A 12842-nucleotide genomic window follows, 5' to 3' on the forward strand; every position below is an offset into this window, starting at 1 on the left:
CGTCAGCCGAGGTGGTGAGATCGTTGACACCGGAGCCGCCGGGCAGGCGACCGCTACGCCCCGACACCCCCTACACCCAAGGCCGTTGTTGGTCGCCGCGCCCGTCCCCGCCCCGGTCGCACAGTGCGAGCACCGGGAGGAGCGGCGCGGGCTCCTGGCGCGTGAGCGGGCGGAACAGGGCACGGCTCAACGTGTCGACCACTGCAGCGACCCGGGACAGTTCGGCTCATGAGCAGGGACATCGGGTGGCCGGCGACGAGGCCGTCCTCGGCCACCGAGCCCTGGGAACGCGGTTCGCGATGTCCGTCATCAGGCTGATCCCGCTCTTCGTCGTCCTCTTGGTCGGCCAGCGCTACCTCGTCAAGGGAATCGCTACCACGGGAATGAAGTAGCCGCACGGCCAGCGATCACGGAACCGAACAACTGGGCGTCTCGTTGGAGTGGCCAATCATGCCGACCGGGTCCCGTACCGAACCGGCATGGTGTCAGTTTCACCATGCGCGCGTCCGGGGCGGGGCAACGGACCTGTGGGCGAGCCTCCGGTCCGGACGCGGGGCCGTACTCCCTGAGCCGATGGCTCCCGCGAGACGGTCTGCCTCACAGCGAGTTCAACGGCCCTGCCCGGCTTCCGTCGGGACGGGGTCCGCGCTCTCCCGCAACTCGCCGAGAATGCGCGCCTGCTCGGCCTGGTAGCGCTCAATGGCCGCGAGTTTGACGCCTTCGTATCCACGGACCGCATCGGGCAGTTCCGCGAGCCGGCGAACATCGGCAAGGTTCTCCTCGGTCAGGAGCGCGATCGCGGTCTTGATCGACTCCCGGTACTCGCCGACGAGATCACGCTCGATGCGTCGCATGTGCTGGAGCCCGAACACATCGAGGCGGGTTCCTCGAACGCGCCGCAGCCCATGCAGCATTTTGAGGACCGGGCGGAACCAGCTTCCTAGAGCGACCTTCCTTTCCATGCCCAGGGCTCGCAGGACGGGTGGATGCAGGCGGTAGGAGCGTCGGCTCGCGCTTCCGAATGCCGCGGTGATGCGGTCGTCCACGGCTGGGTCGATGGCGAGTCGTGCGACCTCGTACTCGTCCTTGTATGCCATGAGCTTGTGGAGACAGCGGGCGACAGCCTCGGTCAGCTCGTTCGAGCCGTCGGCGGCAGCGCGCTCCGTGGCCGCCACCGTCTGGACGAAGTCGACGTAGGCGCGGGCGTAGCGCCTGTCCTGGTAGTCGATGAGGTCGGACACACGCACGGTGAGGAGGCGATGCAGCTCCGATTCCTCATCATCGGTGACCAACGCCACGAGCTCGGTGGTCCCGGCGGGCAGCCGCGGTTCCACGTCTGGGAGCGTCGGGTCGGCAAGCGTGGCACTCAGCGCCTCGGGGTCGGCGACCGCCTGGCGGCCTCGCCGGAAGGCCTGCACATTGCGTTCGACGGCGATTGCGTTCAGGGTGATGGCCTCTTCGATGGCCGGAGCCGCCATCGGCAGCAGCCCGGTCTGGTAGGCGGCACCCACCAGGAGCATGTTGGCGTACTGCTCGTCGTCGAAGAGCTGCGTGGCCAGCGAGCCGGAGTCCAGAGCGATGAGCCGGCTCATCGCGTCGTGGACGGCATGACGTACGACATCGGGAGCCGGGAAGCCGACGGTCGTGTCGACCACCATCTGCCCGGTGGGTATCTCGGTCGTGGTCATGACGGCGACGGTGCGATCCGCGGAGGCGACGGAGAGGTACTTCGGGTCGGTCGCGACGAGCGGATCGCACGCGAGGTAGAGGTCGCATTGTCCCTCGGCGATCTTGGCGCCCTGTTCGACGGCATCCTCAGTGATCTTGATGTCGGAGACGACCGCGCCGCCCTTCTGGGCCAGTCCGGTCTGGTCGAGGCTGCGGGCGTGGCGGCCGTCGATGACGGCCGCGGTCGCCAGCACCTGCGAGATGGTGACGATGCCGGTTCCGCCGATCCCGGTGATCCGCATACCGAAGGATCCGGCTCCGGCCGTGCGGGCCGGCTCGGCGATGTCGGTGGGGCCCAGGGCGGGAAGGTCGGCGTGCTTCGGCTTGCCGGCGGGCGTGATGGTCATGAACGCCGGGCAGTCGCCGTCGAGACACGAATAGTCCAGGTTGCACGAGGACTGGTCGATCCTGGTCTTGCGGCCGAACTCGGTCGAGACCGGGTGAACCGACAGACAGTTCGACTTGCGGCCGCAGTCACCGCAGCCCTCGCAGATGCGCTCGTTGATCCACACTCGCGTCGTCGGCCCCTCGGCCTTACCGCGCCGACGGGCGCGCCGTTTCTCGGCGGCGCATTCCTGGTCATGGATGAGGACCGTGACACCGGCAGTGGCCTTAAGCTCCGCGAGCGCTCCCTCGATCTCGGCCCGGTCCAGAACCTTCACCGACTTCGGAAGCCGGGCCCGTGGGATGCGGGCCCTGTCCTCTGTCGTGATGATCACTTTGGCGACGCCTTCGTGCAGCAGCATGGCGGCGAGCCGGTCGACCGGCAGGTTACCGACGGCGTCCTGGCCGCCGGTCATGGCGACCGTTCCGTTGTAGAGCAGCTTGAACGTGACGTTCACCCCCGCGGCGACCGCTGCCCGGACGGCCAGACTGCCTGAATGCATGAAGGTGCCGTCACCGATGTTCTGCACGAAGTGGTCGGCGTCGACGAACGGTTCCAATCCGATCCACTGAGCACCTTCCCCGCCCATCTGGGTCATGCCGACGACCGGGCCGACCTGTTCGGGATCCATGAACACGACCATGGAGTGGCAGCCGATCCCAGCGCCGACCAGTGAGTCCCCACCGACGGTGGTCGAGGTGTTGTGCGGACACCCCGAGCAGTAGTACGGGCTGCGGGCCAGAAGGGGCAGCGCCAACGTCGCACGCGCTTTGGGGCGCTGACGCCATGCGTGGGCGGCTTCGATGCCGAGCGGAGCCAGCACCCTGGACAGTCCGGCGGCGATGCTGTCCACGTCGAGCTCTCCTGAGCGACTGAACAGCGATCGCCCGTGCTGGTCCTGTTTGCCGTGGACGACCGGGGCGTTGGGACGGCCGTACAGGATCTCCTTGACGGCGGTTTCGAGGAACGGCCGTTTCTCCTCGACGACGACCAGTTGGTCGAGACCGTCCGCGAACTCGATGACGGCGTCGCGTTCGAGGGGGAAGATCATGCCGAGCTTGAGGATCCTGATGCCGTACCGTGCGAGGTCTGTGTCGGTGAGGCCGATGATGCGGAGGCCCTCGCGGACGTCGAGGTAGGTCTTGCCGGATGTCAGGATGCCGATCGTGTCCGACGGCCCGCGCTGGACCAGGCGGTTGAGGCGGTTGAGGCGGGCGTACGCCACGGCACGAGGGAGGCGGATGTCGTGCAGGCTGCGTTCGAGGGACATGAGGTTCGCGCCCAGGAGCATGGAGCTCGGCTTGTGCGGGCTGGGGCTCCCGTCGCCCTCGGTGCCCGTGATCCGATTGCGTGCCACGACGGCCGTGGACGCTGAGTCCGCCACGGCGGTGGTGATCTTCAGGCCCGCCCACAGGCCGCTGAACCGGGAGAGGAACTGCGCGTGGAGCCCGAAGTCGAGGACGTCCTGGGCATCGGCCGGGTACAGCGTTGGGATCGCCAGGTCCGCGAGCGTCGCCTCGCTGGCACACGGCACGCTGGACGACTTGGCTCCCGGGTCGTCGCCGACCAGCGCGACGGCACCGCCGGAAGGGCCGGTTCCCACCAGGTTCGCGTGGCGGAGAGCGTCGGAGGCGCGATCGAGGCCGGGGGACTTGCCGTACCAGATGCCCACGACGCCGTCGCACCGGGAAGCGCCGACCTGGCCGGCCAGCTGGCTGCCCATGACGGCGGTCGCGGCGAGCTCCTCGTTCAGCCCCGGTTTGTGGACGATGTCGTGCTCGTGCAACAACGCCCCGCGTCGGCCCAACTCGATGTCGTAGCCGGCCAGTGGTGATCCCTCGTATCCCGAGACGAATGTCGCGGTACGCAGTCCGTTCGTGTTGTCACGCCGGGAGCGGTCCAGCAGAATGCGGACGAGAGCCTGGATCCCGGAGAGGTGCACGACGCCTTCCTCGCGGCGGTAGCGGTCATCCAGACGGAAGCGTCGCCCGCCCGGCCGCCCGGTCTCGGTGATGGGTGCAGTCATCGTCCTCTTCCTCACGACAATCTGTGGCTGCTAAGGGTCCCGCCCGTCTGCGCGTGCGGAGAGACGGCTTTCTCGCGGTCAGGCTGGCTCGGTCAGCCGCGCGGTCGCCCAGCCGAGCAGCGCACCGCGGAACGCCAACACCAGTCGGTGCGTGATCTGCGCGGGCGACAGCGCGAGCGTGTCACGGAGATCGAAGATCTCCCGGGGGTCGAAGAGGACGTTCCACAGGAAGGCGGCCTCGTCCTCGACGCCGACGAGCTCTCCCACCCCGAGAATCGCCACGAGTTCGCGGACAGGACGGGCCAGGGCCTCCGCCTGGCCTTCCAGGTACGGCTCATCGGCCTTGTACCGAGCGAGGAACCCTTCCGGTGACCGGCGGTGCACCAGCGCCGCGCCCTCGGCGAGGACGAGGTCCACCCAGAAGCCGCAGACACTCTCGAGCAGGGCCAGACCGTTGCTCGGCTGCTCGAGGCTGTGATCGCGGAACTTGCTCACGATGTCCCGCCGGTAGGCACTGAGGGCGTCGTCCGCTGACTCGAAGTGCCGGTAAGCCGTCGCGACCGACACGTCCGCCTGCCGAGCGATGTCGGCGAGGCTGATCGGCTGCTCGCAACGCTCGAAAAGCTCTGCGGCGGCCTGGATCAGCTTGGCGTTGTTCAACCGCTGGTCCCTGCGCATGCGCGTCCTCTTCATGTATGCGGCTCATTTCGTGGGCGCCTGCTTGGCCTGCGTGCGCATGCCCTGTTCGGATTCCGCGATCCGCGCCAGCTCGGCGGCGATGCCGTGCGCCTTCCTCAGGGGCACTGCGACGACGCCGTCCGCGTCGGCCACGACCACGTCACCGGGGTTGATGACGACACCGCCGATGGCGACGGGCGTCCCGACGGCTCCCGGGCCGTGTTTCCACGGTCCTGCCGGCGTGACCGTACGCGACCACACGGGGAAGTGCTGCTGCCGGATCTCGTCGCGGTCCCTGACCGCTCCGTCGACGATCGCTCCCACGGCTCCCCGCGAGGAGAAGTACTGGGTGAGGATGTCGCCCATCACCGCCCGGCCCGGGTAACCGAATCCGTTGATGACGAGGAAGTCGCCGGATTCGATGTGCGCGACGGCGTCGATCACGGCCAGATCGTCTCCGGCGACCGTCAGGACCGTCAGGGCGCTGCCCACGGCACGGCAGCCGTCCCAGAGGGGTGTGATGCCGCCGTCGGGCATGCCGAGGCGTCCGAGTGCGTCTCCGATGTTGGCGACCGAGTGCCGCTGGAACTGTGCGAGCAACTCCCCGTCAGGGCGCTGCCACTTCGGGCCGACCTCGATGTTGGGCGAGCCGGCCGATGTCGGCGCGTAGGTCATTGCTGTCCTTCCCGTGTCACGTGATGCATGGGTGCCTGGACGACGTCGATCTCGAGGGAGGCGTCCGGGAGTCCGTGCGCCCGGGCTGTGACGGTGATCCGTCCCGTTTCCCCGGTGGCCCTGACGATCGCCAGGGCACGTCCCTTGAACGACGTGGCGGAATCGTCGAGGAAGCTCTCCTCGGTGGCCGGGGCTCCCGTACCGAATCCTTGGAGGACCCCGGGACCGTCGACCTGGATCGTGATCTTTGTGTCCCGGTTCGGGTTGAGCACACCGCTGTCGTCGATCAGGGTGATGTCGATGTGGACCAACCGCTGTGGATCGGCGCCGAGTTCGGTGCGGTCCGTCTCCAGGCTCAGGTGCGTGGGTTCGCCGGCGGTGCGCAGCGCCGAGCGTCCCACCTCCGCTCCGTCGCGGTACGCCACGACCTCCAGGAGACCGGGCGCGTAGGGCACGTCGGCCTCGGCGACGAAGTTCCGTTCGGTACCGACGGGCACGGTCGCGACGGTGGTGCCGTTGAGCCGGAACTCGACCTCCTCGGCCGCCGCGTAGGCCTCGACATGGAGCGGCGAGCCGTCAGGAACGTCGAAGGTCCAGCTGGGGGAGACATCGGTCCAGGTCCAGGCCCTGGGCTTGATGACGTAGCCGTCCTCGCGAGGGCGTCGCACGGCGAGGTACGGCGTCTGTGTGAGCCCGTAGACGATCTCGCGGTAGTACGAGATCGGGTGACGCTGCCCGACGACGTCGATGTCCCCGCATTCGGCGGTGAGCCACGGGTAGGGGGCGCGGTGCACCTGCTGGTCCTCGGGATAGACGTGCCGGCCGGTTCCCACCTCGCCGAGAAAGTCCCATGCGGTCCAGGTGAAGTCGCCGATGACGTGGGGGTTCTCGGTGACGAGCTGCCACAGCCGGTCGATCTTCGTCGGGAACGTCTCCGAGCCCACGACCACGCGGTTGGGATGGGCCTCCTTGTCCAGCACGTACCGGCTCTCGCCGTAGTTGAGTCCCACGACGTCGAGCACGGAGGCGGGCTCGGCGAGTCGCTCTCCGACGACCGGCGAGGCCATGAGGGCGTCGATCAGATGCGTCACCTGGCCGAGGTAGTCGTTCAGGCCCCGGACAGAGGCGGCGTCCTGGCCCAGTTCGGCCTTCAATGCGGGGATCTTGTCGCGGGCGATGTACATGCCCTGGAGCGCGTGGGTGACCAGGCGGGTGGGGTCCTGCGCGCGTACCCGGTCGGCGATGCGGCGGCCCAGCCGCGTGCCGTGCGGGGTTCCGGCTTCGATGATCTCGTTGCCGATCGAGTACATGATCACGCTGGGGTGGTTGAAGTCCTTCGCCACGAGCGAGTCGACGTCGCGTTCCCACCACTGCGGGAATCTGCGCGAGTAGTCGTCACCGGACTTCGCGACCGTCCACACGTCGAACAGCTCGTCCATGACGAGCATGCCGAGACGGTCGCACGCGTCGAGCAGGGCAATGCTCATCGGGTTGTGCGCGGAGCGTACCGCGTTGAAGCCCGCGGCCTTCAGCGTCCGCACCCGCCGCTCGGCGGCGTCGGCGAAGTCGGCGGCGCCGAGGATGCCGTTGTCGTGGTGGATCGCACCGCCGCGGAGCTTGACGCTCTCGCCGTTGATCCGCAGGCCGCGGATCGGGTCGGCGGTGACGGTACGGATACCGAAGTGAGTGGAAGCCTCGTCGAGCGGGCGGTTGTCGTCGAAGAGGCGCACGGACGCGTGGTAAAGGTGGGGCGAGTCGACGCTCCACAGCGACGGCCGCTGGACGTAGGCCCGCTGATGGGTGGTGATCCCTTCGCCCGCCAGGAGCGTGACCCGGGCCCGGTCGGACGCCACGACCTCGCCCCCGGCGTCCAGGATCTGGAGGAGCACGTCGACGACGTGAGTGCAGACGTCCTCGTTGACGATCTCGGTCTCCGCCACCACGGTGGCAAGATCGGCGTCGATGTCCGGCGTGGTCACTCGCAGCCCGGTCGGGGTGACGTGGACGAGGTCGCCGACGAGGACGCTGACGGGACGGTGGAGGCCGCCCCCCGAGTACCAGCGGGAGTCCTGGTGTGCCTGTGCGTCCACCCGGACGGTGTTGGCCCGGCCGTACTGCAGGAAGGGGTCCGCGCTGACGTGGAAGCGGGAGTATCCGCCCGCCCACTGACCGGCGAGAGCACCGTTGATGTAGACCATCGCGTCACGGTAGACACCTTCGAACTCGAAGGTGACTCGCTTCGTCGCCCATTCCTCCGGAACGTCGAACTGCTTCTCGTAGGTCCACTTTCCGTCGCGGAAGTAGCCCGTCTGCGGTCCACCGGAGTTCTCCGCGGACCGCCCTCCCCCCAACATGGCGTCGTGCGGCAGGGTGACTTCTTCCTCACCGGCGCCGGCGACCACGATCGCCTCGTGAACGGACACGAGAGGGCCGACGCGCCACGCGTCGTTGAACGGGATGCGGATCATTGGAACTTCCTTGCTCGATCGTTCTAGAGGGTCGCGGCCGTGGGGTCCCAGTTCTCGGCCAGGGGAGCCGGCGATGCCACGGTGGATTCGAGGGTCAACGGTGTCCCGGCCCGTGCCGCCTCCGCGATGGCGAGGAGCACGTCGAGAACGTGGCAGGCGAGTGCACCGGAGGCGCGTTCCGGTACGTCGTCGCGTATCGAGCGAGCGAGCTCCAGCACCCCCACTCCCCGGCCCCACGTGGACCCGACAGCGGGTACGTCTTCCGGTTCCGCGTGGAGAGGGACGAACCTGCCTGTTCCAGCGAAGCGGTTGGGGTCGGGAATCTCGAGTGAGGCTTCCGTGCCGTGCAGTTCGAGAAGGTCGCGGCGGATGCCCGAATCGAAGCTCGTGACGAGGGTCGCCCGTGCGCCGGAGGCGAACTCCAGCAGAGCCATGTGCTGACTCGGTACGCGCACGTCGAACTCGGTCCCGGCGCCCGCCCCGACGAGGACGCGCCTGACGGCTCGTGCGGTGGAGGAAACCGAGCTCACACGCCGGACGGCACCCAAGGTTTGCACGAGCGCGGTGACGTGGTACGGCCCCATGTCCAGCAGCGGGCCGGCGCCCTGGTCGTAGTAGAAGGCGGGATTCGGGTGGGTGCCTTCCGGTCCCGGGGACTGCATGATCGCCAGCGCGCTCTTCGGTTCGCCGATGCGGCCCGCGAGGACCGCTCGTTGTGCTGTCTGAAGGGCACCACCGAGGAACGTGTCGGGCGCGCAGGCCACGCGAAGTCCTCTCCGTCCGGCCTTGTCCAGCAGCAACCGTGCGTCGCGGCGGCTGGTGGCGAGGGGCTTCTCACTCCAGACGTGCTTGCCGCTCGCGAGGATCCGGGCCGACACGTCGAAGTGGGCGGCGGGGACGGTGAGGTTCAGCACGATCTCGATGTCGTCGTGGGCCAGGAGCTCGTGGACGAGCAGGTGCCGCAACCCGAACTCCCGCGCACGGGCACGGGCGCGCTCCTGGTCGAGGTCCGCTATCGCGACCACGTTCAGATCAGGGAACCGGGTCAGGTTCTCGAGGTAGTGGCTGCTGATGACGCCGCCGCCGATGACGCCGACACCCACTCGCTTGGAGTTCACCGGTCGACCTCCACCAGGTGACGCAGGCTCTGCCGCACGGCATCGAACGGGTCGCCCGCGTAGTCGTCCAGTTCCACGACGCGGACCGCGTCCGGTGCGGCCTTCAGGATGTCGGCCACCGGCATCGAACCCTGGCCGACCGGCAGTTGCTCCAGGAGGGTTGTGGTGTACGGGCCGTCCTTGAGGTGCAGGAACCTGACGCGCGCCCCGAGCCGGGAGATCAACTCCACGGCGGAAGCGCCACCGACCTCGGCCCAGAAGGTGTCGAGTTCCAGGACGACGTCCTCGTCCAGCGCCTCCGCGAAGACTTCGAGGCCGGTCCTGCCGTCGAAGTCCTGACGGACCTCGTGGTCGTGGTTGTGGTACCCGATGGTGATGCCTGCGTCCCGGGCAAGCCTCGCGACGCCGTTCAGACTCGCGGCCGCCGCTTCGATGTCCGCCCGCGTGGTCCAGCGCCGAGCGATGATGTGCGGTTCGATGAGCGTGCCGATTCCGAGCTCTGCTGCCATGCGGACAGCCGCGGAAGCGTTTCCATCGACGAGGCTCGCGTGTGCGCTGAGCGGGCGCAGCGGTGTCTCGGTCAGCGCACGCCGGTACGCGTCGCGGTACTGCTCGAACCTCCACAGCTCCACGTTCTCGAATCCCATCGCGGCAACGCGCGCGAGCGTCCCCGGGAGATCGGTCTCGATGGCGTTGCGCAGCGTATAGAGCTGCACTGAGTGCAGGCGCTCCGTCATCCGCGTTCTCCCGGGTCCGGTGCGAGTTCTCCCGCATGAGCCGTTGTCACCGTGTCGGCCAGGACGGCGAGCGCGTGGTCCACGGGTTCAACCGAAGAGGGCAGGTTGAGGAAGCCGTGCAGTACGCCGGGCACCGTGACATGCCGCACGGGTACGCCCGACTTCGCGAGTGCGGCCGCGAATGCCTCGCTGCTGGCGCGCAGGTCGTCGTACTCGGCGTCGAGCAGCAGGGTGGGACAGAGTCCGTCCAGGACGGCGCTCGCGGGGAAGGCGTAGCCGTGCGGATCCGGCGTGCCGCCCAGGTAGTTGGCCGTCATCTGGGGCACGTCCTCCGGCAGGATCCGGACCATGCGCGGCAACGGCGCGAATGCTTCGGCCAGTGCCGGCGCGAGGGGCGGGGAGACGGAGTGCATGGTCGCATAGGCCAGTACCAGGGTGGCGGGCAGCCAGTTGTCGTCGTCCCGCAGGCGAAGTACGGCTCCTGCGGCGAGGTTCGCCCCCGCGCTCGCGCCACCGACGGTGATCCGCGCCGGTTCGATGCCGAGCTCCGCGGCGATATCGCGCACCCATCGGACGCCCGCCACGACGTCGTCGTGCGGCACCGGATACGTCACGCCGTCGACCGCGAGCCGGTAGTCCACGCTCACGACCACGGCGTCGGCCCTGGCGCACACCTCGCGGGCGGTCCAGTCGGCCTCGTGCATGTCGAGATCGCCGAAGACCCATCCGCCGCCGTGCACCCAGACCAGGCCGGGGCGAGGCCCCCGCGGTGCTGACGGCGGCCGGTAGACGCGGACGGCTATCGGGCCGTGCGGGCCGGGAATGCTCTCGTCGCCGGTTTCGACGGAGGGCAGTGCCGGTGCCGCCTTCCAGGTCCGGTATTCCTGAAGGCGCGGTTGCACAGCCGGATCGGCGAGTGTCTCGCGCCAGGAGGGGAGACCCTCGATCAGGCTGAGCCGGGCGGAGATGCTGGGATGCAGGGTCATCAGGTCAGGTCTCCAGGGGTGCGGGGAATCGGGTGCAGCGCGCGCAGGCGGGAGGCGGTGGGGGATGTCCGCTCGGCCGCGTGGCCGGCCGGATTTGCCGGGTGGGCAGGCCTACTTCACGCTCCCGGCGGCCAGTCCGGAGCGCCAGAACCGCTGAAGGACGAGAAACGCGACGATCAGAGGGATCACCGAGAGGAACGCGCCGGTGATGGTGATGTTGTAGGGGATGCCTTGGTTCACCCCTTCTCGCCAGTTGGCCAGCCCGACGGTGACCGGCTGGAGTTCGTCGCTGTTGAGCATGAGCAGGGGCAGCAGGTAGTTGTTCCAGATGCTGACGAACTGGAACAGGAAGATGGTGACCAGCGCGGGCGACATGATCGGCATGGCGACCCGCCAGAAGATCCGGGCCTCGCCGGCACCGTCGAGTCGCGCGGCTTCGATCAGTTCGTCCGGTACCGACGCTCCGGCGTAGATGCGTGACAGGTAGACCCCGAACGGGCTGACGACGCTGGGCAGGAAGACGGCCCAGTAGGTGTTGACGAGGTGGACCTGACTGAACATCAGGTACAGGGGTAGCGCGAACATGACGTCCGGGATCAGGACGGCGCCGAGGATGACGTTGAAGGTCAGGTCCCGACCGCGGAAGGGGTACTTGGCCAGCGCGTACCCGGCCATGGCGGACAGCGTCGTGCTCACCGCCGCACCGCCGATGCTGTAGAGGGCGCTGTTCAGCAGCCACCGGGCGAAGATGCCGTCCTGTTCCCGGAAGACGTCACGGATGTTGGTCCACAGGTCGAAATGGGAGAACCACAGCCCGTTCGTGGTGAACAGGTAGCCGCTGTTCTTCGTCGCGGTGACCAGCAGCCACCAGACCGGGATGAGCGTGTACAGGGCGAAGAGCGCCATGACCGCGAACACGCCCGCCCGGCCGGCCAGCGATGACGTACGCAGTCGGCCGGGAGGCCCGGCGGCGGCACGTGTTGCGGAGGGAGTGACGGTCGTCATGCGAAGGTGCCCTTCCGCTGGGTGAACTTGAGGAAGCCGAACGACAGCACGAAGGTCAGCAGGGCGAGGATGACCGACTGGGTGGCCGCGTAGTTGTAGTTGTTGATGTCCGCCGACTGCTGTGTCGCCAGGATCGGCGTGTAGGTCGGGGAGACGGTCGGGGCGACCTGGCTCAGCACCGCGGGCTCGTTGAACAGCTGTGCGGTACCGATGATGGAGAACACCGTGGTGAGGATCAGCGCCGGCCGTACCGCGGGAATCTTCACGTGCCAGGCGACGCGCCACCCGGAACAGCCGTCCATCACGGCGGCTTCGGTGAGTTCGCCGGGGATCGCCTGCAAGGCCGAGTAGATGATCAGCATGTTGAAGCCGGTCCAGGCCCACGTCATCATGTTGCCGATCGAGGCGAGCACGAGGTCGCCGGACAGGAAGTTAACATCGAGCCCGACATGCCGCAGAGCGGCGGTGAACGGGCTGACGCTCGGCGCGTACAGGAACGACCACATGATCGCGGCGATCACGCCCGGCAGCGCGTAGGGCAGGAAGTAGATCTGCCGGAAGAACTTCTTGAACACGGCGCCACGCGAGTCCAGCAGCAGCGCCAGCAGGAGCGCCAGGCCCAGCATCACCGGCACCTGCACGATGCCGAGCGTGAACACCCGCAGGAACGACGACATGAACCGGCTGTCGTGCAGAGCCGTCACGTAGTTGTCGAACCCGGCGAAGACAGTCGTCGACGGACCCAGTCCGAGGCCGCTGCGGTGCGTCCTGAAGAAGCTCTGGTACACCGCGTAGCCGATCGGTGCGAGCATCATCGCCGTGAACAACAGCCCGAACGGTGCCAGGAAGAGCACCGCGGAACGAGTGTGGCCACGGCCGGGGATTCGCTTCGCTGCCGAGCCGGCGATGGGGTGGGCGAGAGCGTCGTCAGGCGTTCTTGTCGCCATGCCTGCTCCTTGCTGAAGTGGTCCCGTGAAGTGAGGGACCGACTGGTCATGGGTGCTGGTCGGGCTGGTCGTCGCCCTGCGGGGGCGCG

The 12842-nt window shown here is 68.2% G+C and carries 10 protein-coding genes; 1 reads left to right on the top strand and 9 read right to left on the bottom strand.

Features of this window, described 5'->3' with window-relative positions; all coding sequences use genetic code 11:
• Positions 1-191: 191 nt before the first annotated feature.
• A complete protein-coding gene (locus tag OHS82_RS35520) occupies positions 192-392 on the top strand; it encodes a hypothetical protein (protein WP_266728762.1) in 201 nt (66 codons plus the stop codon).
• A 216-nt stretch (positions 393-608) separates the two neighbouring features.
• Here OHS82_RS35520 and OHS82_RS35525 read toward each other — a convergent pair whose 3' ends face one another.
• From OHS82_RS35525 to OHS82_RS35565, 9 genes are all read right to left on the bottom strand, one after another.
• Positions 609-4139: an indolepyruvate ferredoxin oxidoreductase family protein gene (locus OHS82_RS35525; RefSeq protein ID WP_266728764.1), complete on the bottom strand. Its 3531-nt coding sequence runs from the start codon at positions 4137-4139 to the stop codon at positions 609-611.
• Between the two features lie 78 nt (positions 4140-4217).
• A complete protein-coding gene (locus OHS82_RS35530) occupies positions 4218-4832 on the bottom strand; it encodes a TetR/AcrR family transcriptional regulator (RefSeq protein WP_266728766.1) in 615 nt (204 codons plus the stop codon).
• Between the two features lie 9 nt (positions 4833-4841).
• A complete protein-coding gene (locus OHS82_RS35535; protein WP_266728768.1) occupies positions 4842-5492 on the bottom strand; it encodes an RraA family protein in 651 nt (216 codons plus the stop codon).
• Positions 5489-7960 (bottom strand): glycoside hydrolase family 2 TIM barrel-domain containing protein, encoded by a 2472-nt coding sequence (locus tag OHS82_RS35540; RefSeq protein ID WP_266728770.1) that lies wholly within the window; start codon positions 7958-7960, stop codon positions 5489-5491. The genes OHS82_RS35535 and OHS82_RS35540 overlap by 4 nt, the downstream gene beginning before the upstream one ends.
• 23 nt (positions 7961-7983) lie before the next feature.
• On the bottom strand, positions 7984-9078 hold the full coding sequence (locus OHS82_RS35545) for a Gfo/Idh/MocA family protein (protein WP_266728772.1): 1095 nt from the start codon (positions 9076-9078) through the stop codon (positions 7984-7986).
• Complete coding sequence (locus tag OHS82_RS35550; protein WP_266728774.1) at positions 9075-9815, bottom strand: sugar phosphate isomerase/epimerase family protein; 741 nt, start codon at positions 9813-9815, stop codon at positions 9075-9077. Before OHS82_RS35550 ends, OHS82_RS35545 begins: the two co-directional genes overlap by 4 nt.
• Complete coding sequence (locus OHS82_RS35555) at positions 9812-10801, bottom strand: alpha/beta hydrolase (RefSeq protein WP_328435236.1); 990 nt, start codon at positions 10799-10801, stop codon at positions 9812-9814. The genes OHS82_RS35550 and OHS82_RS35555 overlap by 4 nt, the downstream gene beginning before the upstream one ends.
• A 111-nt stretch (positions 10802-10912) precedes the next feature.
• Positions 10913-11806 carry a carbohydrate ABC transporter permease gene (locus OHS82_RS35560; RefSeq protein ID WP_328435237.1) on the bottom strand — a complete coding sequence of 298 codons (894 nt, stop codon included), beginning with the start codon at positions 11804-11806 and terminating at the stop codon, positions 10913-10915.
• Positions 11803-12753: a carbohydrate ABC transporter permease gene (locus OHS82_RS35565; protein ID WP_328435238.1), complete on the bottom strand. Its 951-nt coding sequence runs from the start codon at positions 12751-12753 to the stop codon at positions 11803-11805. Before OHS82_RS35565 ends, OHS82_RS35560 begins: the two co-directional genes overlap by 4 nt.
• Positions 12754-12842 lie beyond the last annotated feature (89 nt).

The sequence above is a fragment of the Streptomyces sp. NBC_00425 genome, from assembly GCF_036030735.1.
In the GTDB taxonomy this organism is placed as follows: domain Bacteria; phylum Actinomycetota; class Actinomycetes; order Streptomycetales; family Streptomycetaceae; genus Streptomyces.

Excerpts from the sequence above, each read along its gene's own strand:
- OHS82_RS35525 (WP_266728764.1), bottom strand. The coding sequence starts at position 4,139 with ATGACTGCACCCATCACCGAGACCGGGCGGCCGGGCGGGCGACGCTTC.
- OHS82_RS35530 (WP_266728766.1), bottom strand. The coding sequence starts at position 4,832 with ATGAAGAGGACGCGCATGCGCAGGGACCAGCGGTTGAACAACGCCAAG.
- OHS82_RS35535 (WP_266728768.1), bottom strand. The coding sequence starts at position 5,492 with ATGACCTACGCGCCGACATCGGCCGGCTCGCCCAACATCGAGGTCGGC.
- OHS82_RS35540 (WP_266728770.1), bottom strand. The coding sequence starts at position 7,960 with ATGATCCGCATCCCGTTCAACGACGCGTGGCGCGTCGGCCCTCTCGTG.
- OHS82_RS35550 (WP_266728774.1), bottom strand. The coding sequence starts at position 9,815 with ATGACGGAGCGCCTGCACTCAGTGCAGCTCTATACGCTGCGCAACGCC.
- OHS82_RS35555 (WP_328435236.1), bottom strand. The coding sequence starts at position 10,801 with ATGACCCTGCATCCCAGCATCTCCGCCCGGCTCAGCCTGATCGAGGGT.
- OHS82_RS35560 (WP_328435237.1), bottom strand. The coding sequence starts at position 11,806 with ATGACGACCGTCACTCCCTCCGCAACACGTGCCGCCGCCGGGCCTCCC.
- OHS82_RS35565 (WP_328435238.1), bottom strand. The coding sequence starts at position 12,753 with ATGGCGACAAGAACGCCTGACGACGCTCTCGCCCACCCCATCGCCGGC.